This window comes from Candidatus Methanomassiliicoccus intestinalis Issoire-Mx1, from assembly GCF_000404225.1.
GTDB lineage: Archaea > Thermoplasmatota > Thermoplasmata > Methanomassiliicoccales > Methanomassiliicoccaceae > Methanomassiliicoccus_A > Methanomassiliicoccus_A intestinalis.
Genome location: NC_021353.1, coordinates 447432 through 473113 on the forward strand (window position 1 = coordinate 447432; position 25682 = coordinate 473113).

The 25682-nt window shown below is 42.3% G+C and carries 38 protein-coding genes; 23 read left to right on the forward strand and 15 right to left on the reverse strand.

Going from position 1 to position 25682, the window contains the following annotated elements; all coding sequences use genetic code 11:
- Positions 1–8: 8 nt before the first annotated feature.
- The 20 genes from rplX to H729_RS02200 all read left to right on the forward strand — a co-directional run bounded on the left by rplX (position 9) and on the right by H729_RS02200 (position 14029).
- A complete protein-coding gene (gene rplX, locus H729_RS02105; RefSeq protein ID WP_020448350.1) occupies positions 9–383 on the forward strand; it encodes a 50S ribosomal protein L24 in 375 nt (124 codons plus the stop codon).
- Complete coding sequence (locus H729_RS02110) at positions 380–1090, forward strand: 30S ribosomal protein S4e (protein WP_020448351.1); 711 nt, start codon at positions 380–382, stop codon at positions 1088–1090. Before rplX ends, H729_RS02110 begins: the two co-directional genes overlap by 4 nt.
- Positions 1087–1602 (forward strand): 50S ribosomal protein L5, encoded by a 516-nt coding sequence (locus tag H729_RS02115; RefSeq protein ID WP_020448352.1) that lies wholly within the window; start codon positions 1087–1089, stop codon positions 1600–1602. Before H729_RS02110 ends, H729_RS02115 begins: the two co-directional genes overlap by 4 nt.
- Positions 1599–1745: a 30S ribosomal protein S14 gene (locus H729_RS02120; RefSeq protein ID WP_020448353.1), complete on the forward strand. Its 147-nt coding sequence runs from the start codon at positions 1599–1601 to the stop codon at positions 1743–1745. The genes H729_RS02115 and H729_RS02120 overlap by 4 nt, the downstream gene beginning before the upstream one ends.
- Positions 1746–1755: 10 nt before the next feature.
- Positions 1756–2145 (forward strand): 30S ribosomal protein S8, encoded by a 390-nt coding sequence (locus H729_RS02125; RefSeq protein WP_020448354.1) that lies wholly within the window; start codon positions 1756–1758, stop codon positions 2143–2145.
- 9 nt (positions 2146–2154) lie between these two features.
- The gene (locus H729_RS02130) at positions 2155–2709 is read left to right on the forward strand and encodes a 50S ribosomal protein L6 (RefSeq protein WP_020448355.1); all 555 of its coding nucleotides are present in this window, start codon (positions 2155–2157) and stop codon (positions 2707–2709) included.
- Positions 2706–3188 (forward strand): 50S ribosomal protein L32e, encoded by a 483-nt coding sequence (locus H729_RS02135; protein ID WP_020448356.1) that lies wholly within the window; start codon positions 2706–2708, stop codon positions 3186–3188. The genes H729_RS02130 and H729_RS02135 overlap by 4 nt, the downstream gene beginning before the upstream one ends.
- Positions 3189–3190: 2 nt before the next feature.
- Complete coding sequence (locus H729_RS02140) at positions 3191–3649, forward strand: 50S ribosomal protein L19e (protein WP_020448357.1); 459 nt, start codon at positions 3191–3193, stop codon at positions 3647–3649.
- Positions 3650–4150, forward strand: coding sequence for a 50S ribosomal protein L18 (locus H729_RS02145; RefSeq protein ID WP_020448358.1), 501 nt, complete (start codon positions 3650–3652; stop codon positions 4148–4150).
- Between the two features lies 1 nt (position 4151).
- Positions 4152–4841, forward strand: a complete 690-nt coding sequence (locus H729_RS02150) for a 30S ribosomal protein S5 (protein ID WP_020448359.1) — start codon at positions 4152–4154, stop codon at positions 4839–4841.
- A 5-nt stretch (positions 4842–4846) separates the two neighbouring features.
- The gene (locus H729_RS02155) at positions 4847–5311 is read left to right on the forward strand and encodes a 50S ribosomal protein L30 (protein ID WP_020448360.1); all 465 of its coding nucleotides are present in this window, start codon (positions 4847–4849) and stop codon (positions 5309–5311) included.
- Positions 5312–5321: 10 nt separating this feature from the next.
- Positions 5322–5750, forward strand: a complete 429-nt coding sequence (locus H729_RS02160; protein ID WP_020448361.1) for an uL15m family ribosomal protein — start codon at positions 5322–5324, stop codon at positions 5748–5750.
- 16 nt (positions 5751–5766) lie between these two features.
- Entirely contained in the window at positions 5767–7344 is a 1578-nt protein-coding gene (gene secY, locus H729_RS02165; protein WP_048133814.1) for a preprotein translocase subunit SecY, read from the forward strand.
- A 71-nt stretch (positions 7345–7415) separates the two neighbouring features.
- On the forward strand, positions 7416–8051 hold the full coding sequence (locus H729_RS02170; protein ID WP_020448363.1) for a DUF106 domain-containing protein: 636 nt from the start codon (positions 7416–7418) through the stop codon (positions 8049–8051).
- Complete coding sequence (gene cmk / locus H729_RS02175) at positions 8048–8572, forward strand: (d)CMP kinase (protein WP_020448364.1); 525 nt, start codon at positions 8048–8050, stop codon at positions 8570–8572. The genes H729_RS02170 and cmk overlap by 4 nt, the downstream gene beginning before the upstream one ends.
- Positions 8573–8574: 2 nt before the next feature.
- Positions 8575–9531, forward strand: coding sequence for an RNA-guided pseudouridylation complex pseudouridine synthase subunit Cbf5 (locus tag H729_RS02180; protein ID WP_020448365.1), 957 nt, complete (start codon positions 8575–8577; stop codon positions 9529–9531).
- A 379-nt stretch (positions 9532–9910) separates the two neighbouring features.
- Entirely contained in the window at positions 9911–10561 is a 651-nt protein-coding gene (locus H729_RS02185) for a cobalamin B12-binding domain-containing protein (RefSeq protein WP_048134245.1), read from the forward strand.
- A gap of 1 nt (position 10562) precedes the next feature.
- Entirely contained in the window at positions 10563–11648 is a 1086-nt protein-coding gene (locus H729_RS02190) for a uroporphyrinogen decarboxylase family protein (RefSeq protein WP_020448367.1), read from the forward strand.
- A 49-nt stretch (positions 11649–11697) separates the two neighbouring features.
- On the forward strand, positions 11698–12012 hold the full coding sequence (locus tag H729_RS02195) for a hypothetical protein (protein WP_020448368.1): 315 nt from the start codon (positions 11698–11700) through the stop codon (positions 12010–12012).
- 7 nt (positions 12013–12019) lie between these two features.
- Entirely contained in the window at positions 12020–14029 is a 2010-nt protein-coding gene (locus H729_RS02200) for a hydantoinase/oxoprolinase family protein (RefSeq protein WP_020448369.1), read from the forward strand.
- Positions 14030–14104: 75 nt separating this feature from the next.
- On the opposite strand, the gene H729_RS02205 is transcribed toward H729_RS02200, so the two are convergent.
- From H729_RS02205 to H729_RS02215, 3 genes are read right to left on the reverse strand one after another with little or no spacing between them, the layout of a single operon-like run.
- Positions 14105–14437, reverse strand: coding sequence for a DUF6951 family protein (locus H729_RS02205; protein ID WP_020448370.1), 333 nt, complete (start codon positions 14435–14437; stop codon positions 14105–14107).
- 41 nt (positions 14438–14478) lie between these two features.
- A complete protein-coding gene (locus H729_RS02210) occupies positions 14479–15657 on the reverse strand; it encodes an MFS transporter (protein ID WP_147554366.1) in 1179 nt (392 codons plus the stop codon).
- A 58-nt stretch (positions 15658–15715) separates the two neighbouring features.
- Positions 15716–16072, reverse strand: coding sequence for a hypothetical protein (locus H729_RS02215; RefSeq protein ID WP_020448372.1), 357 nt, complete (start codon positions 16070–16072; stop codon positions 15716–15718).
- 75 nt (positions 16073–16147) lie between these two features.
- Here H729_RS02215 and hpt point away from each other — a divergent pair, with 75 nt between their 5' ends.
- From hpt to H729_RS02230, 3 genes are read left to right on the forward strand one after another with little or no spacing between them, the layout of a single operon-like run.
- Entirely contained in the window at positions 16148–16708 is a 561-nt protein-coding gene (gene hpt / locus H729_RS02220; protein ID WP_020448373.1) for a hypoxanthine/guanine phosphoribosyltransferase, read from the forward strand.
- 32 nt (positions 16709–16740) lie between these two features.
- A complete protein-coding gene (locus H729_RS02225; RefSeq protein ID WP_197736783.1) occupies positions 16741–17217 on the forward strand; it encodes a GNAT family N-acetyltransferase in 477 nt (158 codons plus the stop codon).
- A 47-nt stretch (positions 17218–17264) separates the two neighbouring features.
- Positions 17265–18245, forward strand: a complete 981-nt coding sequence (locus tag H729_RS02230; protein WP_020448375.1) for an MBL fold metallo-hydrolase — start codon at positions 17265–17267, stop codon at positions 18243–18245.
- On the opposite strand, the gene H729_RS02235 is transcribed toward H729_RS02230, so the two are convergent.
- The 12 genes from H729_RS02235 to H729_RS02285 form a co-directional block, all read right to left on the reverse strand.
- Entirely contained in the window at positions 18246–18905 is a 660-nt protein-coding gene (locus H729_RS02235; RefSeq protein WP_020448376.1) for a phosphoribosyltransferase, read from the reverse strand.
- A 32-nt stretch (positions 18906–18937) separates the two neighbouring features.
- A complete protein-coding gene (locus H729_RS02240; RefSeq protein ID WP_020448377.1) occupies positions 18938–19906 on the reverse strand; it encodes a DHH family phosphoesterase in 969 nt (322 codons plus the stop codon).
- Positions 19907–19986: 80 nt separating this feature from the next.
- Positions 19987–20352, reverse strand: a complete 366-nt coding sequence (locus tag H729_RS02245) for a prefoldin subunit beta (RefSeq protein ID WP_020448378.1) — start codon at positions 20350–20352, stop codon at positions 19987–19989.
- A 1-nt stretch (position 20353) separates the two neighbouring features.
- Complete coding sequence (locus H729_RS02250) at positions 20354–20587, reverse strand: KEOPS complex subunit Pcc1 (RefSeq protein ID WP_020448379.1); 234 nt, start codon at positions 20585–20587, stop codon at positions 20354–20356.
- A gap of 6 nt (positions 20588–20593) precedes the next feature.
- Positions 20594–20728 (reverse strand): DNA-directed RNA polymerase subunit P, encoded by a 135-nt coding sequence (locus H729_RS09625; protein ID WP_020448380.1) that lies wholly within the window; start codon positions 20726–20728, stop codon positions 20594–20596.
- Between the two features lie 2 nt (positions 20729–20730).
- Positions 20731–21021, reverse strand: coding sequence for a 50S ribosomal protein L37ae (locus tag H729_RS02255; RefSeq protein WP_020448381.1), 291 nt, complete (start codon positions 21019–21021; stop codon positions 20731–20733).
- Positions 21022–21026: 5 nt separating this feature from the next.
- Positions 21027–21797 carry an exosome complex protein Rrp42 gene (gene rrp42 / locus H729_RS02260; RefSeq protein WP_020448382.1) on the reverse strand — a complete coding sequence of 257 codons (771 nt, stop codon included), beginning with the start codon at positions 21795–21797 and terminating at the stop codon, positions 21027–21029.
- Positions 21797–22576, reverse strand: coding sequence for an exosome complex exonuclease Rrp41 (rrp41, locus tag H729_RS02265; RefSeq protein WP_048134247.1), 780 nt, complete (start codon positions 22574–22576; stop codon positions 21797–21799). Before rrp41 ends, rrp42 begins: the two co-directional genes overlap by 1 nt.
- A gap of 18 nt (positions 22577–22594) precedes the next feature.
- On the reverse strand, positions 22595–23293 hold the full coding sequence (rrp4, locus tag H729_RS02270) for an exosome complex RNA-binding protein Rrp4 (protein ID WP_020448384.1): 699 nt from the start codon (positions 23291–23293) through the stop codon (positions 22595–22597).
- 50 nt (positions 23294–23343) lie between these two features.
- A complete protein-coding gene (locus H729_RS02275) occupies positions 23344–24048 on the reverse strand; it encodes a ribosome assembly factor SBDS (protein ID WP_020448385.1) in 705 nt (234 codons plus the stop codon).
- A 12-nt stretch (positions 24049–24060) separates the two neighbouring features.
- Entirely contained in the window at positions 24061–24768 is a 708-nt protein-coding gene (psmA, locus tag H729_RS02280; protein WP_172618646.1) for an archaeal proteasome endopeptidase complex subunit alpha, read from the reverse strand.
- Positions 24769–24867: 99 nt separating this feature from the next.
- Positions 24868–25125, reverse strand: coding sequence for a hypothetical protein (locus H729_RS02285; RefSeq protein WP_020448387.1), 258 nt, complete (start codon positions 25123–25125; stop codon positions 24868–24870).
- Positions 25126–25682: the final 557 nt, after the last annotated feature.

Consider the following 25682-nt stretch of genomic DNA (forward strand, 5'->3'; position numbering starts at 1 on the left):
GTGAAATTATGGTACAGAGTAGCAAAACCCGTAAACAAAGAAAGGCCTTCTACAACGCACCTGCTCACATACGCAGAAAGATGGTCTCTTCTCACCTCAGTGACGAACTACGCAAGGATTTTGGAATCCATGCTGCACAGGTCGTCAAAGGTGACACTGTAAGAGTAATGCGTGGTGACGAGGATGTTGTAGATGTTGAAGGAAAGGTTACACAAGTCGATACTAGGAGCGGCAGGCTCGTAATTGAAAATGTAACCATCTCTAAAGCAGATGGTACATTAGTTGCACGTCCAATCCACGCTTCCAAGGTTGAAATTACAAAACTTAACCTATCTGACCCAATGCGCAAGCAGACTCTCTCCAAGAAGGAGGTTTCACAATGAGCAATGAAATGAAAAGATTAACCGCACCTAGAAGCTGGCCAGTAAAGAGGAAAACTTCTACCTGGATTACAAAACCAGCTCCCGGTGCACATTCACTTGAAGAGAGCATACCCATAACCGTCGTTATGAGGGATATGCTTGGTCTTGCAGGGACTGCTAAAGAAGTTCGTCTCATGCTTCAGAAAAAAATGTTGAAAATTGACGGTAAGACCGCTCGCAGCCCAAAACAGGGAATCGGACTGATGGATGTCCTGGGTCTTCCAACAATTAACTCATATTACCGCATGGTCCTCGATAAGAGGGGAAAACTCCAGATGGTAAAGATCTCTGAAGAGGAAGCCGGCTGGAAACTTACTCGCATTGACGATAAGAAAACCATTGCAGGCGGAAAGACACAGTTAAACCTCCACGATGGAAGAAATATCGTGCTGGACGCTAACCAATACAAGACTGGTGATGTATTAAAGATCACAATTCCTGAGCAGAAAATACTTGCATCCTACTCTCTTGAGAAGGGAAACACTGCACTGATCACATCTGGTGCAAATGTAGGAAACGTAGCTGTTGTTGAGGAATATGAGATAACAAGACTACCTTCTGAGAATCTTGTAAAGTTCACAGATGGAAAGTACACCACAAAATGCAACGTGTTCATCGTCGGAAACAAAACATCCGAAATCACGCTGCCTGAGGAGGCAGTTCTATGAGCAGCGATGTAATGCGTGTACCTCGTATTGAAAAAGTAGTTGTAAATATCGGCGTAGGCGAAGCCGGAGAACGTCTGAACAAAGCTCAGAAAGTTCTCAGCATGGTCACAGAGCAGACCCCGGTGATTACAACAGCCAAGGTCACAAACCGTGATTTGGGTGTAAGATATGGAATGCCAATAGGATGCAAGGTCACTCTCAGAGGAGAAGCTGCTTCAGAGTTCTTATCAAAAGCATTAGCTATCCGCGAAGGAAGAGTTGCAGTTTACTCTTTTGATAAAGAGGGAAACATGTCCTTTGGTATCTCAGATTATACTGACTTTGAGGGTATGAAATACGACCCTGAAATCGGAATCTTTGGAATGGATGTTAGCGTGGTATTTATGAAGCCAGGCTACAGGGTGTCCAAAAGGCATATCATGCCAAAAAAGGTCCCAGCACAGCATCGTGTTACTAGGGATGAGGCCATCAATTTCATGAAAACCCAATACAACGTTGAGGTGGTCGAATGAAGACAAAGAAAGAGTTCGGACGAAAGAAAGGCTGCCAGCGTTGCGGAAGGAAGCGCGGTATCGTGCGCCGCTATGGCATGCATCTCTGCAGACAATGCTTCCGTGAGGTTGCACCAGAGATTGGATTTAAAAAATATAGCTGAGGTGATATAAATGCAAAGCGATCCACTTAACGACGCAATGTCGACCATCAAAAACGCAGCCTCAGTTGGTAAGAGCGAATGCACCATCTGCCCATCTTCCAAGTTAATCGGAAGAGTCCTCAAAGTTATGCAGGAATACGGCTACATCAACCAGTTTGAGTTCATCGAAGACGGAAAGGCTGGATTATTTAAGATTAGCTTAGATGGTAAAATCAACGACTGCGGTGTAATAAAGCCAAGGCACTCAGTGCAGAAGAATGATTTAGAACGCTTCGAGTCCAGATACCTGCCCGCTCAGGACTTTGGTGTACTCATACTTACAACCACAGCTGGTGTAGTAAGTCACACTAAAGCCAAAGAGATGGGTGTAGGCGGAAAACTTCTGGCCTACGTATACTGAGGGAGTAAAATGACACTTGCTGGAATAATTGAAGAAACAATAGAGTTGCCAAAGGGCGTCAGCGCTTCCATCAGTGACGAAGCTGTCATGACAATCAATGGACCCAAAGGGAAATTGGAGAGGGATTTCTTCAATCCTAAGACTAAGGTGGCCTTAAATGGAGACCACATTGTAGTCAGCTGCAAATTCCCTAAAGTGAAGGACAAGGCCATGGTAGGCACTTTTGCTTCACACATCAGGAATATGATCGAAGGTGTAACTCTTGGATTCGAGTATGAGATGAAAATCGTGTACTCTCACTTCCCTATGAAGACATCCATCAAAGGAGACACATTTATCATTGAGAATTTCATTGGAGAGCGTTCCCCGCGTAGCGCTAAAATCTACCCTGGCGTCAAAGTCCAGGTTAAGGGAGCAGATGTATCCGTAACTGGAATCGAGTTAGAAGCCGTCAGTCAGACTGCAGCTAACATCGAGAGAGCCACTCACATCAAGGGATACGACCCCAGGGTGTTCCAGGATGGAATATACATAACCGCTAAAGCAAAGAAGGTGAGCCAATGAGTAAGAAAGACAAAGAACAGCAGGCAGTTGAAGCAGAAGTTGTCGAATCTCAGGTTGTTGAGTCCGGCGATTATGTTGTCAACAAAAAGCCTGAGCTCGACGCTCGTACAAAAGAGCTGCTCGACCTTCGTTATGATATGAGCCACAAGCGTGTGAAGTTCTACCGTCAGGAATGGTTCCGTTTCTCCCGTCTCGGGCAGAAATGGAGGCGCCCCCGCGGTATTCACAGCAAAATGCGCAGACATTACAAATATCGTCCAAATGTGGTCAGTATCGGATACCGCGGTCCCCGTGATGTCCGTGGATACCACCCATCTGGATTTAAAGAAGTCCTTATCTGGAATACAGATGACCTTGACCGTATCGACCCGGCAACCGAAGCCATCAGGATCGGAGGAAGTGTTGGGGCAAAGAAAAGAACAGCCATTCAGGCAAAAGCCGACACTCTTGGCATCAGAGTATTGAACAGGACGGTGTAAATATGGATCTCAAAAACCAAAAACGCATGGCTGCTGATATCCTGGGATGCGGTGTCAACCGTGTCTGGATCGATCCCAATAAAATCGAAGAACTGTCCGATGCAATTACTCGTGCAGACATACGCACTGCCATTGAATCCGGAACAATCAAAGCTCTTCCAGTCCGCGGAAACTCCCGTGGCCGTATAAGGCACAACCTTGCACAGCGTAAAAAAGGAAGACAGCGCGGTCCTGGAAGCAGGAAAGGTAGATCTGGAGCCAGATCCCCAAGGAAGAGACGCTGGATTCAGACGATACGTCCGATCAGGGCAGAATTAAAAGAACTAAGAGACACAGGCAAGATTTCCAAACAGACCTACCGTTTGTTCTATAGGAAAGCTAAGGGAGGTCAGTTCAAAAGCCGTAACCACCTGTTGTCACACATGAAAGCCTCTGGATATTTACAAGAGGAGGAACAGTAAATGGCAACCGGTCCAAGATACAGGGTAGCTTTCCGCAGAAGAAGGGAAGGCAAAACCGATTACAGACAGAGACAGCGTCTTCTCCGTTCTCGCATCCCGAGGGCAGTTGTACGCATGTCATCCAAGAACACTTACATTCAGTTCATCGCTTACGACGAAATAGGAGACAAAGTTCTCGCTTCAGCCTCATCAAAAGAACTTACAAAGTTTGGATGGACAGCACCAACTGGAAATCTTCCAGCAGCTTATCTTACTGGTTATTTAGCCGGTCTCAGAGCTGTTAAAAATGATGCTGATGAAGCAGTGCTCGATATAGGTCTCAGAACGCCAGTAAAGGGAGGCAACTTATTCGCCGCTCTAAAAGGAATGCTTGATGCTGGTGTAGATGTACCTCATGGAGACGAAGTAATTCCTTCCGAGGACAGACTCGCAGGTAAGCACATCAGTGACGATCTCGAAGCGATGATCGAGGAAGTCAAGAGCCGTATGGAGGCTGATTAAAATGGCCGAATGGACTCCAAAGACAAGATTGGGAAAGATGGTCTTCAGCGGTGAAGTCACCACCATGAGCCAAGCTCTTGCTACAAAACTCCCTCTGAGAGAACCAGAGATCGTAGATGCTCTCATTCCAGATCTTAAAGATGAGGTTCTTGATCTCAACATGGTTCAGAGAATGACTGACTCTGGTCGTAGAGTAAAATTCGCTGTAACCTGTGTAGTAGGAAATGGAGATGGATTTGTTGGAATAGGCCGTGCTAAAGGAAAAGAAGTCGGTCCGACCATCCGCAAGGCTATCGATAATGCGAAATTGAACGTAATTGAAATTAAGAGGGGCTGCGGTTCATGGGAATGTGCCTGCGGTTCAGCACACTCTCTTCCATTTACAGTTTCAGGCAAGTCCGGATCTGTGGAAGTTACATTCAAACCCGCTCCGAGAGGAATTGGTTTGGCTGTAGGAGATGTTGCAAAGAGCATCCTGCATCTAGCAGGTGTAAAAGACTCATGGGGATTTGCCCGTGGACATACAAAGACCACAGTCAACTATGCCCTGGCAGTCTTTGACGCTCTTAAGAGAACCTCAGAAATCCGTGTATCTGAAACTCAGGAAAAAGCACTCAAAATCATCAGCGGACCAGCACAGATTCATCAAGATGTTATCTCTGCAGAGGACCTTCAAGAGAGGGGAGCGTGATTTAGATGGCATTTGCTGTAATCAGAGTCCGTGGACACAAAAACATCAACAAGGATATTGAGGACACTATGAATATGCTCCGTCTCACCCGTATCAACCACTGCGTGATCATCCCAGAAAACGCTGTAATGAAAGGAATGCTTCAGAAAAGCAAAGACTTCATTACCTGGGGAGAAGTCTCTGAAGAGACTCTTGCCAAGATGATCAAAGTCCGCGGTAAACTCATGGGTGACAAACCGATTGATGATGAATACGTGTCACAAAATTCGCAGTTCTCTTCAGTAGATGAATTTGCAAAGAGTGTAGTGAACGATGAGGTCAAGTACGCCTCACTTAAGGATGTTAAACCTATCTTCAGGCTCCATCCCCCAAGACAGGGATATGAAGCTGTAAAGAAGGATGTCAAAACCCACGGTTCCTTGGGATACCGCGGAGCGAGCATCAACGTCCTTATCGAGAAAATGCTGTGAGGTGAAAAAAATGCCAAGCAGAACAAATAAATTCAGAGGCAGAAGGACACACGGTCGCGGTAAGAAAAGTGGAAGGGGAGCAGGTAAAATGGGTGGACACGGCAATGCCGGTCTTCTCAAGCACAAATTCATGTGGGTGCTCAAAAACGATCCCCAGCACTTTGGTCGTCATGGTTTCAAACGTCCTCAGAAAATGGTCTCTGCCAAAATATCCATGAATTTGGCTACAATGGAAGAGCAGCTTGAAGACTATATGAAACAAGGCTTCGCCGTGGAACAAGACGGTAAAGTCAAGATAAATCTCACCAGTATGGGTGTTGATAAACTCTTGGGCTTTGGAAATGTCTCAAAATCCTATGATGTAACTGTTGCCGAGACCTCTGCTCTTGCTAGAGAGAAGATTGAGGCTGCCGGTGGCAGTATCGTAGAAGAACTCTAAACCATCCAGTGATACTATGGCCTATGAACAGAAGAGTATACTGTATAAGTTGAAGCCGATCTCAGATAGGCTCCCCGCAATCAAGCGTCCTGAAGGGCATGTCCACTTCAGGACCAAGATTATGTGGGTCATTCTGATGCTCGTCCTCTACTTTATAATGACTAACATTTACCTGTATGGGTTGGATCAGTCAAATATCCTTGATATCTTTGGTCCATACCGAACTATCCTTGCTGGTTCCCAAGGATCTTTAATGCACCTGGGTATTGGTCCGATAGTTACTGCATCAATTATCATGCAGCTGTTCGTAGGTGCAAAAATCATCAAATTAGATCTTACTGATGATCAGGACAAATCTGTTTACCAGAGCACCCAAAAGCTTCTGGTAATCGTAATGATCATCATTGAATCTGTACCGCAAGTGTTTGGATACCTTACTCCTTCACCATCTTTAGTCTCAGGTCTGGATGGTGTTGTAGGCTCAACGGGTCTGATCAGTGGTGGCACACTGGCAGCATTTATAATCGTGCTGCAATTGTGTATAGGTTCGTATCTTGTATTCCTCATGGATGAAGTGATATCTAAATGGGGAATAGGCAGTGGTATATCGCTGTTCATCGCCGCAGGAGTTGCGGAAGCCATATTCACGGGTACGTTGAATTGGAATTCTGTAAACGGCGGAGATTTGAGCTTGAGTAATCCGCCAGCCGGAACGATTCCGAAGACGTTCTATTACATATTCAACATGTCTTCGGCGCAGATGGCAAGTGGTGGTTATGAATCGATATTGCTGCAGCCGCCTAATCCGATGATAGCTCTGATAGGTACGATAATCATCTTCCTATTCGTGGCGTACATCGAATCTTCAAGGATCGAACTGCCATTAGCACATGGAGCAGCTCGTGGAGCAAGAGGCAGATATCCAATCAAATTACTCTATGCTTCAAACATACCTGTCATCTTAATGTCCGCTCTCTTAGCCAACTTCAGTATCGTTTCATTACTGTTGTATACAAACCCTACATTGGAAGGAATTCCTCTGATTGGTCACAACGACTGGATTGGAATGTATCCGGATGGCACAACGACGGCAGAAGGTGGTCTGGCGTGGTATCTGTCAACGCCTAATGGTCTCTCAGGTTGGTTGTTACCGATCTTGGATCCGGCGCAGTATGGTAGCTATGCGTATGGACACACTCCATTGCAGGTTATTGCCAAAGTAATCATCTTCTTCGGAGCGATGGTGTTTGGTTCCATATTGTTCGCCAAGTTCTGGATCATGACAACAAACATGGGTCCCGAATCAGTCGCAAGACAGATTGAATCATCAGGTATGCAAATCCCAGGTTTCAGACGAGATCCGAGAGTTCTGAAACGTGTGCTGGAAAGGTATATCCCGGTAGTAACGGTCCTATCTGGTGCAATTGTGGGAGCACTTGCAGCTGGAGCTGATCTCATTGGTACGGTAGGTAATGCATCAGGTACTGGTGTGTTGCTTGCGGTGGGTATCTTAATCCACTTCTACGAAGCAATGGGTCGCGAACAGATGATGGAAATGCATCCTATGCTAAGGGGATTCTTCGGGGGTGAGTGATCATTCCCGCTAATTCCCCTATCCAAACCCCTTCCTATACCCCAGCACCTAATTCGAAGAAGACAAACAGCATGATGCTTACAATGCTGGTTTTTGTCCTGGCCATGTTTATTCTCTTCGATCAAACAGTTCGTAACTGGCTCGGAAGTGTAGTGGGATATGTTTTAGATCCTACATTAGGTGCGTTGGGACAAAATGATCCAGTGCCAGCTCTATTTTTGACTGGTATGTTAATGGTTGGATTAAGTACAGTCATCAGACATTTTGCAACAGACTATGTCAAACAAGCTGAGACTCAGAAGATTACAAATGCATTCAACAAAGAGTTGAGAGCTGCATATCAGGAGAACAACAAGTATAAAATCAAAAAAATGACCGAAATGCAGCAGGAAATGATGCAGAAATCAATGGATATGTCAACAGGACAGATGAAAATCATGCCTGTTACCATGATTATCATTGTTCCTTTCTTTGCATGGATCGGTTTCTTCTGTTCAGGTTTGACCGATGGTTCTGAGTTAATCAGTGTTCCATGGGCGGATGTAGTTAACCTAAATGGTAGAGTAGGTCCGTTCTTCAACTGGATGCTGTTATACTCTGCGATAAGCATACCGTTTGGTCAGCTGCTGTCTCGTCTCTTGAGATTCCTGATGTTTAGGAAGAGACTCAAGGAGATTGAGCGCGCTGAATCTGAGGCAGCTCAATGAGAATCACAATAAGCGGACCGCCTGGGTCTGGAAAGACCACGGTCTGCACTCTTCTCGGAGAGAGACTCCATTATGATGTAGTCGTCTCCGGAAATATTTTTAGGCAGCTTGCAAAAGAACGTAACATGTCATTATCAGACTTTGGATCTCTCTGTTCTGTAGATCCTAAAGTTGACAAAGAGCTTGATTCTAAAATGGTAGATATTGCAAAGTCTGCAGATAACATCATCTTAGAAGGAAGACTCACTGCGTATATGCTTTCTTCAAACAACATCTCTGCATTCAAAATTTATCTCTATGCATCCAAGGAGGTTAGGGCTGCAAGAGTCGTCAATCGGGAAGGTGGCTCAATAGAACAGCGCGAAGCAGAGATTGTAGAAAGAGAAGCATGTGAAGCTTTGAGATATAAAAATTATTACAATATCGATATTACAGATACATCTGTGTATGATTTGGTTATCGATTCTTCTATGTTAAATCCCGAGGAAATAGTTGAAATGATAGTATCCAAGGTGTCTTAACCATGTCCGAAATGCTCATCCGTGACAAGAGTCCTCTTCCACTAAATGCAGGAAAAAAACCAACCGAACGCACAATCGAGGAGCTTTTGGATGCTGGCGTTATAAACATGGATAAACCTCAAGGCCCCACTTCACATCAAGCCACTGCATGGGTCAGAGAAATTCTTGGTGTTGATAAGATCGGTCATGGCGGCACTCTTGATCCTAAAGTTTCAGGAGTCTTGCCAATCGCTACAGGCCGGGCAGTCAGATCTGTAAATCTCACTCTAAAATCTGAAAAAGAATATGTCTGTATAATGAGACTTCATCGTGATGCGGATGAAACTGAGATTAGAGATGTAATCTCCACTTTTGTAGGAAGAATCTATCAAGTTCCACCAGTGAGATCTGCAGTGAAAAGGCAACTGAGAATCAGGACTATTCACTACATAAACATCCTGGATATCAATGGTCGTGATGTTCTTTTTAGAGTTGGATGTGATGCTGGCACATACATACGAACTTTGTGTGTAGACATAGGCGATGCTTTAGGTGTTGGAGCAACTATGGAAGATCTGAGAAGAACTAAATCTGGTTCCATGCTGGAAAGCGAATCTGTCACCCTGCAGGATATCAAAGATGCATATGTTATGTGGAAAGATGAGAATGATGAGAGCTGGTTGCGCAGCATCATTCAACCATTTGAAGTTCTGTTCGATCCCCTTCCTAAAATAATTGTCAAAGACAGCGCCGTTGATGCAGTTTGTCATGGTGCTGATTTAGCAGCAGTCGGCATAGCTCAGATTGATTCTTCAATTCAGAAAGAAGCAACAGTGGCAATGTTTACACTCAAAGGTGAAGCTATCGGAGTCGGATCGGCAAAAATGTCCTGCGATGAGATGATGAAAGCTAAAGAAGGCATCGCCGTAAAGACCGAACGCGTTTACATGCCAGCAAGCACCTACCCAAAAACTTGGTAGGTAATCAAATTATACAATTCTTAAAATTAATCGTAATTATTGAAATTTAATTTATAATCAGAATCGTATCATTTTTTATACTTTTTATCCAGATGTCTGATTTAACACAAAATTCTTTTTAAATTACTCGTATTTATTTATTTTAACAGTATTTTTATTTTATTATTCATACTTAACTTAAAGTTATGGATGGATCTACCATCCACATTATAGATCATTGTTATTATATATTCATAAACTAAATACCCTCTAACTTAAAATATGAATAATAGACAATGGAATTTATTATTCAATTTTAAGGTGGCTTACTGGATAAGCTAGTTGGTCATAATTATGAGTTATGCAGAGAGATTATGACCTTCATCAGGGGGAAAAATATATGAGTAGTAGAGAGGAACTCTTGGATAAATTAGCGAACGCTGTAGTAGGCGGGAAGGTAGATTTAGCAAAGGAAGGGGCTCAGGAAGTATTAGCTGCTGGAAATGATGTAGTAACAGCTCTTGATGCAATCAATGAAGGCCTTGTAAAAGGAATGTCTATTGTTGGTGACAAATATGCTGCACATCAGGTTTACCTTCCTCAGGTATTAATGTCTGCCCATACGATGTATGGTGGTCTTGACATTCTGCTGCCTGCTATACCTAAATCAGAAGTAGCAAACAGGAAGAAATGTCTGATTGCAGTTGTTGAAGGGGATGTTCACGACATCGGAAAGAACATAGTCAAGACAATGATCACTGCTTCAGGATTTGATGTAAACGATCTGGGAAAAGACGTTCCCTCGCAGAAGATCGTGGAAACAGCAGAAGCAGACCAGACTAACGTTGTTGCTATGAGTACCTTAATGACTCCAACCATGGATAGTATGAAAGCAACTATTGATGGATTAGTAGAAAGTGGATACCGCTCTAAATGTAAAGTTATAATTGGAGGAGCTCCAACCTCTCCATCGTTTGCAGAAACAATCGGTGCTGACTACAGGGGAGGTAACGCACAGGATGCAGCTAACTACCTGAAAGAGGTGTTGTGATATGGCTGATATGACATATATGGAAAGAGGTGCAGCTGCATTAGCTAATGAAAAAGTAGACCGATTGACGATCTACCCAATTGCCTGCGGTGTTGGCAGAAAGTTAATCGGTGATGGAACCCTCACATATAGAGAATGGGTCAATGATCCTAAGCTATTTGCGCAGGCCTTTATCGAAATACAAAAATATTTTGGACTCGACTTTGCGATCGGATTAATGGACCTCTCTGTGATGGCCGGCGATCTTGGAGCTGGAGTACGTATGGATGAACAGAATACTCCATTTGTTGAGAAACATATTGTAAATGACTTAGAGGATTATGAGAAGTTTGAAGTTCCAGACATAACCAAAGGCCGATCTGCTGTATTATTAGAAGGTACAAAAATCTTCGCAGATGCACTAAATGATGAGATAATTACAGCCGGTTTCATTGAAGGACCGCTTCTTGCCCTATCTCAGTCAGCTGGTGCAGAAAGATTATTCATGGATATGTTCACCAATCCATCTGCAGTTCATAAAGCACTGGAAGTAATGACAGAATACGATGCACAGATGATTGAAGGTTTTGCTAAAACCGGTGTGAAAGGTCTCTGCTGGGATTATCTTTGGGGAAACTACGCTGTTCTCGGTGATGTAGAATATCATGAGTTTGAGGCAGATAAGTACGCATCTAAACTTAATAAAATGACAGTGGATAATGGAATGGCCATGTGCATTCACAACTGTGCAGATTTACCACATTTAAACACGCAGATCAAAGAGTACAAGCCTTCCATCTACTCCATGGCATATTATCCATTAATCAGTGATTCTCCCACAGCATCTCAAGTTATTGAGCAGGGATATGCAGACAACTGTCTGATTGCAGGTCAGATCGATCCTCAGGTATTCATTAGATCTTCAGCAGAAGATGTGGCAAAAATAACTTCGAATTTATGTCAGGAAGTTAAAACTGCCCTCTGCAAACGCGGTCTAAACTCTACATACTGCATATCAAGTGGTTGTGAGATTCCTCCAGATATTAACTGCAGGTTAGAGAACATTCAGGCAATGGTAGATACAGCAAAAGTCGAAGGCCGCATGTAAATGCCAAAAACCCTTTTTTTATTTTTATTCATTCGGGCAGGTGATCATAATGACCAATGGTTTCTATGAGGCAATGAGGGCAAAAGGTTTCTCTTACAACACAACAAGTTCAGTTAGAAAGTTCAAGTGTCCATATTGTGGATTTGAATTCTCATTAGTTTACGCAAGAACGTTTGCTTGTCAGGGCTGCTCAGAAGCAAATAAGAGTTGTCCAAAAGTAAGGTGTGCCAAATGTGATACAGAATTCTGGATCAAAGAAATGCCTAATGTATACAATGATTATCAGCAGCGTGATTTAGCTCAACACATCTCTGGTATTGTAAAGAAATATAATGATGATATGGGATATGTGCATAATCGGTGATTTGTAAATGGAGCTTGGGCTAGGGATAGACACTGGTGGAACATATACTGATGCAGTTTTAATAGATCTTGAATCAAACAGTATAATCTCAAAGGCAAAAGCGTTGACTACGAGGGACGATCTCTCAGTCGGCATAAGAAATTCTATGAAACTGTTTGACAGATCCTTGCTGAAAAAAGTAAGCATGGTATCTCTTTCTTCGACCTTGGCAACAAATTCGGTCGTGGAAGGGAAAGGCTGCCGCGTAGGCGTGATCTCAGTAGGGCGAGATTTTGACAGCTCGATAGTCGCCGATGAATCTATAACGATCTCTGGAGGACACGATCTTAATGGTGCGGAGCTAAATCCTCTTGACATAGACTCTGCTGAAAAATTTATGAATTCTATAAAAAGCAAAGTAGACAGCATAGCGATAACTAGTTACTTAAGTGTCAGAAATCCTGAACATGAGCTCATATTGAAAGATCTAGCATCAAAAATATTGAATCTTCCAGTGGTTTGCGGTCATGAACTTTCATCAAGTCTTGGATTTAATGAACGGACCATTACATCTGTGATGAATGCAAGATTAATTCCAATTATAAAAGAATTAATCAATTCTATGAAAAGCGCGATGGTGGAATATGATATTAACGCGCCTCTTATGATTGTAAAAGGTGACGGCTCTCTTATGAATGACGAAATCGCTGTAGAAAGACCTGTAGAAACCGTACTTTCAGGACCTGCCGCGAGTATGATTGGCGCAAAGACCCTTACAGGTCTCAACGATGCAATCGTCATGGACATGGGTGGCACTACTACAGACATAGGAATACTGAGAAACGGGCAGCCAAGACTTGAAAAAGAAGGTGCTATGATTGGAGGGAAGAGAACAAGAGTTCTGGCCGCTGAAATATATACCTCTGGTATAGGCGGAGACAGCAGAATTGTTGTAAAAGGAAATAAATTCTCTTTAACTCCTCTCAGAGTAATGCCGCTTTGCATAGCCACGACTAAATGGCCGCAGCTGTTTCCACGATTGGAAGAGATCTCAAAAAGGTGTTTTTTCTTCAATTTAGAAAGTATAAATGTAAATAATATTGTACAGGATATTGAATTTTTTGTAAAAATAAAGGATATAAAAGATGCTCCATTGTCTGAAAATGACCGTAAATTACTTGAATATATATCAAACGAGCCATTTTCTCTGAGTGAAGCAGGTGCATCATTAAACCTTCATCCATTTGCTTTTAACGTATCAAAAATGGAAGAATTGGGAATGATCCAGCGCATCGGCCTGACGCCAACTGACATTCTGCATGCAGAAGGGAGTTATATCGAATATGATCGTAAGGCATCAGAATATGGTGTAAAACATCAGGCTTTGAAGATGAATATGCTACCAGAAGAATTTATTTCATTTGCTAAAGAAAAAGTAATTGAAAAAATATCAGAAGAGCTGCTTAAAAAATTATTTTTAGAGAATATAGGAACATTTGAGCTGGATAAAGTCTCAAAAGCATTGGTAGACAGAGTGGTCTCAGGATCATCGGATGATTTCAGTTGTTCCATATCTCTGAACTTGCCGATAATTGGAATAGGAGCACCAGTATCTGCATACTATCCGTTGATGTCTGAAAAACTAAATGCAAAATTGTTCCTTCCTGAATACTCTGAAGTTGGGAATGCCATTGGAGCAGTAACCGGAAGTGTTATTGAACAGGTGGAAATCCTCATAAAACCAGTTTCTGGCTCCAGGATAATTGACGATCCTAATTGTACTTTGTTTGCGACCTTTGGAAAATACGAGTATGAAACATGGAGCAAGGCCGTAGAAGACGGAAAGACGCTGGGATGTGAGTACGTTAAACGCAGAGCTCTAAAATCTGGAGCACGAAATGTGGACATCAATATAGTTCAAGATGACAGAGAATATACGGTAGGAATGGAATATTCTGACAGTAAAATCCTGATGGAGACTGTTTTAACGATTACTGCTATCGGAAAACCCAATCAGTTCTTTGTTGAAGAAGCCTAACACTTCTCCAACGATTTACTCCATCGGTTGTTTAAATTCCGAATACGGGACTGCAGTTCACATCTCTTATTATTTTCAGTCCTTTTCAAATGTAATATTTACTGATCCTACACTTTGCGTTCTTGTTTTTGATAGCATACCAAGTTCAAGCCATGCAGCATGAACTATCGCAGATGGAACAAGACATGTTGCTGAACAGTGTTCTCTTCTTTTAGGATCCATAATTGCACTGTTTGTAAGGGTTGTAACATCGTCCGGGCTTATTTTGTCAAACCCTTCAATATACTTTTTGACATTTGCGCAGTCTGTTTCAAATGAGAGTTCTATTTCTCCACTATCGTTCAGCAACGCTGTTACCTTTGTCTTTTTGGCGCAGACATTCATATTGGCTGTAACCGTAGAAGTCATCTATACCACAGATGCATATCTGTCTGGAGTGTTATAACCTTTCACCTTGCGGATTTATATGATCTGCCTTCTTCTTTATTTAGAATCAAGCGAGCCAATGCAATACAGATGAATGCTCCGGCAGTTCCTATAGCTCCAGCATAACCGATTGCTTTTACATCAACGGAGTTGTAAAGCGGAGTGAATGCCACAGGAGCCAATGCATACCCGCTGTATCTTACAGTGTTGAATATGGACGAAACTGCTCCTTTGTATTTTGGAGAAATCTCTACAGATGTTGCCAGCATTGATGCCCATGAAAATGAGGTACCCACTCTCAGTAAAGACAGGGTGATGATGTATTCAATCGTGCTTGATGATAGGGTGATCAATATCAGAGCTGCGATCATTATAGAAAATCCTATGGCAGAACCGGAAAATCTGCCAAATCTATCACTTACTCTTCCGCTGAATGGGCTTATCGCAACTCCAGATAGTCCAGCTATTCCTAATACAATCCCAATATAACTTTCATCAAGCCTCAAAGGAGGAAGTGAAAGTAAATCGGATACGAAAGACATCATACCTATGTATGATAGAAATGTAAGAAATCCCGCGATACACAGTGGAATTATTCCTTTTGATTTAGCTCCTTTTTTCAATACTGTAATTATCCCTTCTTCAGGACGTTCTGTTACGCGGTCATCTTCGAACAATTTCAAAAACAGTAAGAGTGCGATTATCGCATATATCGCAGTGAAGACAAATACTCCTCGCCAATCAATCAGTGCAAGGACTCCTGCTACAAGCGGGCCGGAAGCCACACCAGCTGCGCTAGCACCGTTTGAGTATCCCATTGCCTTTCCAAGTTCTTCATGGGGTACAATGTCTCCGAGAAGAGCCTGCAGTATTGGTTGAACAAGGGCAAAACCCGCACCCTGTACAGCTCTTCCAGCTAGAAACACGCTTAAGTCCGGGCTGAAAACAATAACTGCGCTCCCAACAGCAAAGATTCCCAGGCCGGCAGTTGCTATCTGTCGTCTTCCGTATGAATCTGAAGTAGCACCGCTTATCAGCATCAGCAGCGCATATGGAATCATATATGCTGTCACAGACGTTAATATCTGCGGAGCTGTGGCGTCAAACGCTCCTTTTAAATCAGGCACCAAAGCCAATACAGCATTCGTGCTGAATGGGCTTACAAATGATGTGAGATATATGAGCATTAGGCGGCTATTCAACACTTAATCCAGGTGAGATTTAGGTTGATATGCCATACCCGCTCAAAATTCAATAAATTCAAATTGAGTAGTCTAATTTGCCTTTTTCATTGTATCCCTGAACTCTCAGGGGTCTGCTCAGGGCAGCTTCAATAGTTAAGGATGCATCTTTTTTCTCTTCGTCCGGAACAATTATTGTTACATCATAGTCTTCAGCCGTCTCTCCATACTCTTCAATGGTGACTTCATCATACCAGCATCCTTCTGGTTCTATGAATTCAAACGCAACAATCTCTTCAGTTGATGGTTCAATAATCCTGATGAGTCCCCTTATGCCGTCTTCTGTTTCCATGCAGTCGCTGTCAATCATGAGTCCAGGATTATTCTTTTTCAAGAGCACCAAGCGAGTTTCTATTATTTCTTCGACGATATCCATATTGATCTTATTTCAATTAAGCTATCAAACCACTTAAGCGTAGTGATTAATCTATATGATGTTCTATACTCTACTATGCTTGATGTGCTCAAAGAAAGTCTTGCTAACGTCCAGATTATTAAAAAAGGGGACTACAGTTATTTTATCCATCCACTGGCCGATGGAATTCCAAACATAAGTGCAGAATTATTGGATGAAGTTTCAGATGAGATTGTAAAAAGGCTTCCTCCGTGTAATCTGATACTGTCTCCAGAAGCAATGGGCATCCCCATTGCTACTGCAGTGTCATTGAAAACATCGATTCCATGCAGCATAATTCGAAAAAGATCATATGGTATTTCTGGAGAAGTCTGCATAAAACAGCACACTGGCTATTCTCAAAGTATGATGTATATCAACGGTGTATCAGCTGGAGATGAAGTAGTACTCATAGATGACATAATCTCTACTGGAGGAACAATCCGTGCAATAATTCCAGTTTTGAAAACAATCGGCGCACAAGTCAAAGGCGTCATCGTATTGTTCAATAAGAATCACGGTGCAGAAAAAGTGTCACAGGATCTCGGCATCAGCATCGACAGTCTGGTAGATGTTGAACTTGTAGATGACAAGATAGATTTCTTCATGCATCAATAATGTTAAAAATTTTAATAACAATCTGGTGTGTCGTGTCTAAAATCACTCTTGAAAAAGTAACTGCTGATAAGATTGAAGAGCTGTCTTCATTGGCATATAAAATATGGAGAGAATGCTTTCCAGGTATAATCTCCAACGAGCAGATTGAATATATGTTGGAAAAATTTCAATCCGTTCAAGCCATAACCAAACAAATTCAAACTGGGTATGAGTATTATTTTATTACCTGTGATGGGAAGACTGCTGGATATACAGGCATAATTGTGAATTCTGATGGGATATTCTTAAGCAAGATTTATCTGATCGACACTTTCCGTGGAAATGGAATAGCTTCAGAAGCAATAAGGATAATCGCGAAAACCGGGAGCCCTATCACTCTGACAGTGAATCGAGGAAATCTTCGTGCAATCCGCGCATATGAAAAAATGGGATTCGTAAAGATCAGAGAACAAAAGGCAGATATCGGCAGTGGATTCATCATGGATGATTACGTTATGCAACTGAACTGATTGCTAAAAATGAATTTTAGACACATTTTATTAATATGCATCTGTGCATGAAAGCCGAAATGGGTAAAAAATCTCAGATAATCTTATCAAACGGTGTTGAAGTCTCAGGAGCTGGTAGATACCTCTTCGATGCTCAATTTTTTGAATCTGAGGGAACACACTGCATTTCACATGCGCATTCTGATCATTTGCCTAGAAAGATCAGCAGAGGTGAGGCAGTATGTTCAGAAACAACTATGAGATGCATAAATGAATGCACCAAGCACAGAATCTCTAAATTATCAGACCCTAATATTGAGATGTTTGATGCCGGTCATATGGCTGGATCATGTATGTTCAGATTACCCATTGACGATGAAACAATACTGTATACTGGTGATTTTTCTACAAAAAATCGATTTGGAATAGATGGGGCCAAACCGCATAAAACAGACATACTCATCATGGAGTCTACATTTGGAAAGCCAGAATATGTTTTTCCTCCACAAGATGAAATGGGAGCGGTTATTCATGATTGGGTGGAAGACAATCTGGCTCAGAACGTGTCTGTGGTGCTCTACTCGTATCCTTTTGGAAAGTCTCAAGATCTTCTAAGAATCTTGTCAGATCTGGATCCTCTAGTTGATGATTCCGTTTCAAAAGCCACATCTTCAGCCTGCCCAGAATTGTCATTTAGAAAATATTCGGACGAAGAAGATTTAAAAGAACCATTCGTGTTGATTTCTCGACCGTACTCTAAAAAGAAATCGATGGAAGCTCCTTGGAGGAGAGCGGATATGCAGACCGCAGCTGTTTCTGGATGGGCTATGAATCCCTCTTACAAGTATATGGCGGGGGTTAACGAAGCATTTCCCCTTTCAGATCATGCAGGATTTGATGAACTGATCAATTTTGCTGAGGGCTGTAAGCCTTCGCTGGTGCTAACTCATCACGGCTTTGCTACCGAGTTAGCAATGGAAATCCGCAGCAGACTTGGAATAGATGCCCGTCCTTTAGTCCGAGGACAGTGCAGCATATTCGATTTTTAATTATTGCAATTCCCACAACCCATTGTTTTCTTTAACCTTTCCCAAACGTTCCAGATCACGCAGTGTTTTTGAGATTAGAGTGGCTGATGGCTCTATCTGGAATTGTTCTATGAAAGCATTCTGTATCTCTTTATTGTTTTTAGGCTCATAGAGTGTCTTTGGCAGAATCGTTCTCATGTCTTCATGGACATTCCATGGGAATATGAACCATGTCCAATCGTTTCCAGAGATACTATATGAATAAACATCAGGGACATACTCAGAACGTTCGATGTGTATCAATGAAGCACTCATGACCTCTGCAGGATTCTTCTGTTTGACATGATCTACTGCCAATTTCAAGGATGCTCCAGTATCAGTTATGTCGTCTATGACTAGGACTCTTTCTCCAGTAACGTCTGTTATTAGTTCTTGAGTAAGGAGTGCATTACCGTCTGGATTTGCAGTGACTCCCCAGTGTTCTGTCTTTACCGCATATAGTTTTTTCACAAAGAGTTCATCGCAGAGGATTCTAGCTGGAACCCATCCACCGCGTGTAAGTCCGACTACTACTTCAGGCATATATCCTATGTCTCTGATTTTATCAGCTACGTCACTGCACCATTTGGTAATCTCATCGTAAGATACTAGTTTGCACTTAAAACTCTCAACGTCTGCCATATTCGTCCCCGCTTTATCTAACTTGTATGATATTATCTTTTACACTTGTTCTCTCCTTCAGATGTTATAAACCTGAAGAAATCCAGGGATCTGCTCATGCAGATATTTAGATGAGCTTCTATGTCACCCTTTCCTGTAAGCCCGGCAGCTCCGGCATGTCCGCCTCCTACGCCATTGGTTTCACCCGTAACGTCATTCAGGATTTTACCTAGGTGAAAACCTTTCTGAACAAGATCTTGTTTGGCTCTAGCACTTATTCTGAATTCATCTTTTCTCTGAGAGCCTACAAAGGCTATGTCTGCTCCGGCATTGATTATTGCTTTACAAACTGAACCTTCGTGAGAACTTCTTTGCGATACTGCTGCAATATAATCACCGATTCTTTCGAATTTCATGTTCTGCATGCCTTTCAGCTGTGATACTCTTTCAGAAACATCCTGTTTGAGATCAGTGGTGCTTATAACATCTTTCATTTCTATTCCAGCTTCATCCAGCAGATCTGCAAAGCTTCTCATCATCATCGAATCTGCAAATTTGAAATGTCCACTGTCTGTTATCATACCTGCTGCGAGAGCCATACCAGTTTTTTCATCTATTTTAAAATCCGTACATTTTAAAATGTCCAATATCACTTCTGCGCAGCTTTTTCTATTCTCATTACAAATCGATAAGCATTCGTCCCAATCTCCGCTGACTGCATGATGATCTATTGCTACGCATTCTATCTCTGACAAGTCTGCACTTACTTGGTCTCGTGAAGAACAGTCTACAATGACTGCGTAGTCATACTCGGAAATATCAGGATTTTCAATAACTTCAATTGAGAGTTTGTTTGCTACCGCCTTTGCCACTCTGTCCATGCCGCCAGGAGCCCCTATATATGTATCAGGGAAGCATTGTGAAAGTGCATAAGCTGATCCAAGAGCATCAGGGTCTGCATTGCCATGCATCAAAACTATTTTTTTACCGGTGCTGAGCTTTGCAGCAATCTTTTCAATCATCAATAGATGTATGTTACTCAGATATTATTAATTACGTGAAGTTAAAAACATATGAAAGCTCCCGAAGGAGCATTAAAAATTTATTGATTGTTTAATGGAAGACCTGTTGAGATAGCTTTGTTGATCTGGTCTTGCATAGCCTGGTATTTTTCTCTCAAAGCTTTTTCTTGCCTCTCTACGCCTTTTAGACGTATTTCAAGCGTTTCTTTGCTTTCTTCCAGATCTTTGAGAACTGATTCTTTACCATCTGCTTTGATCATCAAGGAGCCAGCACTTTTATAGATCACTGCATCTTGTGGAGCTTTGCCTAGCTCTTCAACGGTGCGTGTCATCTCTCTAACCTGTGCATCCATCTGAAGTTTTTGCGTGAGCACTGCCTGCAACTGCTGCTGAAGTTGCTGGAACTGTGCAATTTGATTCTGAACTTGTGGGCTTACACTGTCCATTTTAGTCACCTGCTATTTTTGCGATATCTTCTGAAACCGCTATCCATCTTAAATATGAATTAAGGGCCGCCCTCAAAGCACCGATGTCTGCTGCATCAATGCTCAATATGATCTCCCCAGCCTCATGAGATATTTCTACATGGGTTCTTGGGACTTCTCTTCCTATTTCTGGAAAGAGGGCAGACCAAACTGCTGCTTCATGCGGGGTGTCTAAATGAAGGACTGCCTTCGGCAATCCAATTCACCTAGCCTTTACGACCTTCTTTACGTTCGGTCTTTCCTTATAAAAGATTTTTGAACCGCATTTTTCACATTGAATTCCAACAGCGTTTATGTTGGAACGAATAGGTTCGTTGCATTTCCCGCATTTGTACATGTTTACTCACCGTTCTTTTCCGTATCGACTTGACTAGCCTTAGCAAGTGTTGCTCCAGAAAGGTCCTTTTTGGACAATGGAGAGTATGCGCTTGCAGTGAATTTTGCAGAGCATTTGGAACATTCCCAAACACCGCTGCTTACTCTTTTCACATTATTCCTGTGGCATACTGGACACTCGTGTTTTGCACGCCTAACCTTCATGATGTCACGGGTACGGTTCCTTACGACTACACCGTAACGGGCACCGAAACTTCCCGAGCTTCCTACTTTTTCAGTGGACTTGGACGACATTATTCTCACCCAATGAGTTTTCTGAGTTCTTTGCTTATGCAAAGAGATGAATCGATCACTTGCTTAACTTCTTCTAGCGTGAATGCACCAGAAAGACCTTTCTGCATAGCCCTTATGTCGCCGTTCTCATCTGTGGTGACTGTAAGGCGTGCATCTGCGACCTTTTCTTCGTCGAGAGTTGGGTCAAACAATATAGAGTTTTCTATTTTCACAGCTGTAGTCTGAATCGGCAGATGCTTAATCGGCAGCGGATAATCCTCGCCTTTTTCGCGTTCTGCAGCCGGGACAATTGTTGTAGACAGGGCAGCTGCGGCGGCTAAGAAACACGCATCAAATAAGTTTCCATCATAATCAAGGACGTATATGTCCAGGAAATTGATCCAGACTTCTTCACCTTCTGCAATGCACAGCTTTTGAAGATCAATCATCTCGCTTTCTCTTATGCCGCGGTCAACTACACGTGCTAATTCAATAGCTCCTGCATCTGGCGGTCCGGCTTCAAAATCAGGAGAAGCCATTGGTATAAGCTCTGTATTGGTGGTAAGGACTCCGCGGTCTGGTGTATCTGGGAAAGGAGTTCCTACATCCATTTTGATTCCAGCAAGTACTTCGGTCTTTCCAAGCTTCACTCTTGCTGATCCCTGTGCACTCTCTATGCAGTTGGTTTCAATCTGAATTTCTCTGTACTCGTTTGCTTCTCTACCGTCAACTCTGCGCCCGACTTGAAGAAGCTTGTTGATATATTCTCTTTTTATTTCTGCAATCCCTTCAGACATCACTCATCACCTTCTTCATTATGGTCTTCATCAGCGGTGGGTTCAGGTTCTTCTGTATCTTCTGATTGGATTGAATATTTACGTTTCAGAGCGTCTTTCTGGATCTCGTAAACTTTTTCACATGCTTTTTTACCATATTCCAGTGCAGTATTGAACTCTTCCATCGTCATATGGCCATCCATCTGCATCAGGAGGACTTCGCCAGTCCTTGGGATCATAGCGATCGGTAAGTCTGCATTTCCAAAGTTATCTTCTTCCTTATTTAGATCAAGAACTATGTGGCCATCAGCTTTGCCTATTGCTACAGCAGGAACAAGATCCTTCATGGGAATACCTGCATCTGCCAGTGCCACTGAGGCAGCTGTTAGACCTGCGCATCTTGTACCCGCATTGGCCTGCAGGACTTCGATATATACATCAATTGATGCGCGGGGATAATTCTCTGTAAAAATCACATACTCTAAAGCTTCAGATATGATCTTTGATATCTCTATGGATCTTCTGTCTGGGCCAGGTCTTTTCCTGTCAGATACAGAAAATGAAAGCATATTGTATTTGCATTGTACAATCGCTTTTGTGGGATTCTGCATGTGTCTTGGGTGGCATTCTCTTGGGCCGTATACAGCACATAATACCTTGTTTTTACCCCACTCCAAATATGCAGATCCGTCTGCATTGTTTAATACGCCAGCTTCTATCCTTAAAGGACGCATTTCTTCTGCAGTCCTTCCATCAATCCTAATTCCATCTTTGTTAACTAATTCAATATCAGTTGTCATTCCAGACATTGTTACACCTCACTCTGATTCTTGTACTGGTTGGGCTACAGACTCTAAATATGCTTTCACTCTATCAGTAAGTCCAGAAGAGTGTGCTGCTTCATCAATCATCTTTATTGCATGATATGCATAGCCGATATTCTCTGTCTCCCCATCGAGCCAGATTCTGCCGTTTTGTCCGACGAATACTCTGCAGTTTGTGTATCCTTTAATTAATTGTATCATTGAGCCACTCTTTCCAATGACTCTTGGGACCTTGTGGGGAGCGATTTCAACAATTTCTCCACCCTGAAGTTTTCTCAGTCCCTGTTCCTTCATGGTAACTTGAACTTTCATTGTTTCATCGACCATGAGCACCTTTACAAGCAGAGCATCACCGATTTTCATATAACGAGAAGTATCTCCAAATTCAACTCTCCATGGCACTTCGTTAACATGCAACGGTGCTGGATAAGGTGAGTTTATTTCGATCAGCCAGTTTGAAGGACCAACGTCTTCTACAATTCCTATTACATTGTCCCCTACGTTTGGGATATATCTGCCACTTAGGGGAACAACATTAACATAATTCGATTTGACTGTTTTAAATCCCATTATTGCAGAATAAATATTCCCATCAGAAACATAAGTGCCAGCGCCGGCTTTGAGCTTCTCTTCTTCGAGCAGCTCCCCGGGCATAACAACCTGACGGGATGGTTTTGAAAATTCTTCACTCATTTTTAATCTCCTAATGATCACGGTATTTGTTATAGTATATTAAAATAATCTTAGAACCCAGCTTTCATTATCTTAGTTTCTATGTCTCCTTTTGTTCTTTCTGCCAGGGTCGCAAGAAAATCATCTCTGAGGCCTGCGGGTAATTCGACAACTCCAATCCATCCACCATGGGGAGACCATTCTTCTTTTATTATCTTCCCACTCTGAGTTATACAATCGTAACATTTCCCGTAGTTCTCTCCAGATAGCTTGATTGCTATCTTGACTTTATCAAATTTAATGGGTATCAATGGACGAAGTGCTTTCAATACCATTTCAACCTGTGAATCTACAGATTTAAATGGGTCGATATGCACCTTTGCTTCTTCCATAGCCAATTCAATTCGAGCAGGGGGGTGTGGAGCCTGAGTCTGAGGATTTATCGCATTCATTGCTATCACGGCGATAACCCTTCGTCTCTTGGCTTCCATCATCTCTCTTTTTTGCTCAGTAGTTAATTGAACCTCGCCTTTGAGTATAATCGTTTTTGCTACCTCTAAAGGATCTGAGGTCCTAAACACTTCTACAATCTTCTTTTCTTCAGCTCTTGTGCCTTTTCTTGCATTGCGAAAGATCTCTTCTATTACTATATACTCTGATAAATCAACGTCTTTTCCGTCTCTGATCAGACGCACGACTTTTGGGTCTATGAGGACTTCGAAAGTTTCCCCATGAGACTCTAGTCTAGCAATTATGGCCTCGTCTATATCAACCATTTAAATCCGAGCCTACTCGTTGTTGGCCTTTTCTACCAAGGTTTCTACTTCAGTGTCGTTAAGGCGTCTGAAATCTTCACCTTCGCAAACGATTCCGATTTCAACAGACTTGGGGTTTAATTTCTCTTCCTCTGTGGCTTTCTTCAAAGCTAGAAGCCCGAGAACAATCGCTTCGTCCTGTTCCATGTCTTCTTCGTATTTTTCTTCAAAGAAGTCCATAACTACTGTACGGCCTGCACCGATTGCGCCTGCTTTATACGATACTAGGGCACCGGAAGGGTCTGTTTCAAACAAATGTATTCCCTGATCGTCAACACCTGCTATGAGAAGGGCAGTTCCGAAAGGACGGGCACCACCATACTGCGTAAAATTCTGTTTATAGTCGCAGATCTTTTTAACAAGCATCTCCACGCTTATGTCTTCATCATATGTGATCCTGTTAACCTGGGCTGTTACTCTAGCTTGATCTACAAGAACACGAGCATCGGCAACAAGTCCAGATGTAGCACATCCGATGTGGCCATCTATTTGAAAGATCTTTTCAATAGACTTGGGCTCCATGAGCCTGCTAGCAATGCGCTTGTCTACAATCAGCACTACACCATTCTTAAATTTAAGCCCAACTGTTGTTGTCCCTCTCTTGACTGCTTCCCTGGCATATTCAACCTGGAATAGTCTTCCATCAGGCGAGAATACAGTTATGGCCCTATCATACGCCATCTGTCCTGCTTGCATTACATCACTCCTAACTACGAAACTTCATTAAAGCACTACTCTAATATATATCTTAGTTTTGACGCTTTACCTCTGGCCCACAGTTTAGTTTCTTTTTTCACAGGGTTTGAAGTAGCGCTCTCGGATTGTGAGCAGTGTGCCTGAAGTTAAAAGAGTTTTAAAGTCCTTATTATTCATCAGAGCCCTTGCTTTATCTATATTTGTGCCATTTACTCTGACAATCCCTTTATTTCCGTTGAATTGAATAACCTTTGGCACTGGAATTCCTGCATTTTCAGAATATGAACGTAGTGAACACAGCAACTCATCTTCACTGATCTTTTCAGTTGTTTCGAAAACCATGTATCGTCTCCGTCCTCTTTTTGATTTTACTACCATCCGCAGTGGCTATTTTATCAATGAATATGTAATTTTGCAATGGGGTAGTGTTCAAAGATGCAAGAGAATCTCATCTGCAAATACTGCCGGGCGTACACGCGAAAATTATCGAATTGCATATATCGGAAACTTATTTTTGAACGATAAGCGAGTATTTTACTGCGTTAAACACTATGAGATGACTGCACAATTCGATACAATACCCGATATGCCTTCGAAAATCGTATAATTTTAAAGGATTGCAAGCGCGACCCCTACACATCGAGATCACTTATAAAACTAAGCTCGATATGTTAATATACAGTAATCTCTTTCCAGAAACACTAGTCGTACTATAATTGCTGTATGCTGCAATGGCATGCATCTGTGTATAAGATTACGTCATCTGGGCCATGTTTCGGTTAGGCAAGTTAAATCGATCATTGCCCGGGAAAGGAGGCAACATGTTCGGGCGAGAAGCTGGGTGTTCTAACGGGGATTACTATCTCTTTATTTCAGAATACCTCGTCGATCTGAACATT

Coding starts and splice junctions, on each gene's coding strand:
- rplX (WP_020448350.1), top strand. CDS start 9: ATGGTACAGAGTAGCAAAACCCGTAAACAAAGAAAGGCCTTCTACAAC.
- H729_RS02110 (WP_020448351.1), top strand. CDS start 380: ATGAGCAATGAAATGAAAAGATTAACCGCACCTAGAAGCTGGCCAGTA.
- H729_RS02115 (WP_020448352.1), top strand. CDS start 1,087: ATGAGCAGCGATGTAATGCGTGTACCTCGTATTGAAAAAGTAGTTGTA.
- H729_RS02120 (WP_020448353.1), top strand. CDS start 1,599: ATGAAGACAAAGAAAGAGTTCGGACGAAAGAAAGGCTGCCAGCGTTGC.
- H729_RS02125 (WP_020448354.1), top strand. CDS start 1,756: ATGCAAAGCGATCCACTTAACGACGCAATGTCGACCATCAAAAACGCA.
- H729_RS02130 (WP_020448355.1), top strand. CDS start 2,155: ATGACACTTGCTGGAATAATTGAAGAAACAATAGAGTTGCCAAAGGGC.
- H729_RS02135 (WP_020448356.1), top strand. CDS start 2,706: ATGAGTAAGAAAGACAAAGAACAGCAGGCAGTTGAAGCAGAAGTTGTC.
- H729_RS02140 (WP_020448357.1), top strand. CDS start 3,191: ATGGATCTCAAAAACCAAAAACGCATGGCTGCTGATATCCTGGGATGC.
- H729_RS02145 (WP_020448358.1), top strand. CDS start 3,650: ATGGCAACCGGTCCAAGATACAGGGTAGCTTTCCGCAGAAGAAGGGAA.
- H729_RS02150 (WP_020448359.1), top strand. CDS start 4,152: ATGGCCGAATGGACTCCAAAGACAAGATTGGGAAAGATGGTCTTCAGC.
- H729_RS02155 (WP_020448360.1), top strand. CDS start 4,847: ATGGCATTTGCTGTAATCAGAGTCCGTGGACACAAAAACATCAACAAG.
- H729_RS02160 (WP_020448361.1), top strand. CDS start 5,322: ATGCCAAGCAGAACAAATAAATTCAGAGGCAGAAGGACACACGGTCGC.
- secY (WP_048133814.1), top strand. CDS start 5,767: ATGGCCTATGAACAGAAGAGTATACTGTATAAGTTGAAGCCGATCTCA.
- H729_RS02170 (WP_020448363.1), top strand. CDS start 7,416: ATGATGCTTACAATGCTGGTTTTTGTCCTGGCCATGTTTATTCTCTTC.
- cmk (WP_020448364.1), top strand. CDS start 8,048: ATGAGAATCACAATAAGCGGACCGCCTGGGTCTGGAAAGACCACGGTC.
- H729_RS02180 (WP_020448365.1), top strand. CDS start 8,575: ATGTCCGAAATGCTCATCCGTGACAAGAGTCCTCTTCCACTAAATGCA.
- H729_RS02185 (WP_048134245.1), top strand. CDS start 9,911: ATGAGTAGTAGAGAGGAACTCTTGGATAAATTAGCGAACGCTGTAGTA.
- H729_RS02190 (WP_020448367.1), top strand. CDS start 10,563: ATGGCTGATATGACATATATGGAAAGAGGTGCAGCTGCATTAGCTAAT.
- H729_RS02195 (WP_020448368.1), top strand. CDS start 11,698: ATGACCAATGGTTTCTATGAGGCAATGAGGGCAAAAGGTTTCTCTTAC.
- H729_RS02200 (WP_020448369.1), top strand. CDS start 12,020: ATGGAGCTTGGGCTAGGGATAGACACTGGTGGAACATATACTGATGCA.
- H729_RS02205 (WP_020448370.1), bottom strand. CDS start 14,437: ATGACTTCTACGGTTACAGCCAATATGAATGTCTGCGCCAAAAAGACA.
- H729_RS02215 (WP_020448372.1), bottom strand. CDS start 16,072: ATGGATATCGTCGAAGAAATAATAGAAACTCGCTTGGTGCTCTTGAAA.
- hpt (WP_020448373.1), top strand. CDS start 16,148: ATGCTTGATGTGCTCAAAGAAAGTCTTGCTAACGTCCAGATTATTAAA.
- H729_RS02230 (WP_020448375.1), top strand. CDS start 17,265: ATGAAAGCCGAAATGGGTAAAAAATCTCAGATAATCTTATCAAACGGT.
- H729_RS02235 (WP_020448376.1), bottom strand. CDS start 18,905: ATGGCAGACGTTGAGAGTTTTAAGTGCAAACTAGTATCTTACGATGAG.
- H729_RS02240 (WP_020448377.1), bottom strand. CDS start 19,906: ATGATTGAAAAGATTGCTGCAAAGCTCAGCACCGGTAAAAAAATAGTT.
- H729_RS02245 (WP_020448378.1), bottom strand. CDS start 20,352: ATGGACAGTGTAAGCCCACAAGTTCAGAATCAAATTGCACAGTTCCAG.
- H729_RS09625 (WP_020448380.1), bottom strand. CDS start 20,728: ATGTACAAATGCGGGAAATGCAACGAACCTATTCGTTCCAACATAAAC.
- H729_RS02255 (WP_020448381.1), bottom strand. CDS start 21,021: ATGTCGTCCAAGTCCACTGAAAAAGTAGGAAGCTCGGGAAGTTTCGGT.
- rrp42 (WP_020448382.1), bottom strand. CDS start 21,797: ATGTCTGAAGGGATTGCAGAAATAAAAAGAGAATATATCAACAAGCTT.
- rrp41 (WP_048134247.1), bottom strand. CDS start 22,576: ATGACAACTGATATTGAATTAGTTAACAAAGATGGAATTAGGATTGAT.
- rrp4 (WP_020448384.1), bottom strand. CDS start 23,293: ATGAGTGAAGAATTTTCAAAACCATCCCGTCAGGTTGTTATGCCCGGG.
- H729_RS02275 (WP_020448385.1), bottom strand. CDS start 24,048: ATGGTTGATATAGACGAGGCCATAATTGCTAGACTAGAGTCTCATGGG.
- psmA (WP_172618646.1), bottom strand. CDS start 24,768: ATGGCGTATGATAGGGCCATAACTGTATTCTCGCCTGATGGAAGACTA.
- H729_RS02285 (WP_020448387.1), bottom strand. CDS start 25,125: ATGGTTTTCGAAACAACTGAAAAGATCAGTGAAGATGAGTTGCTGTGT.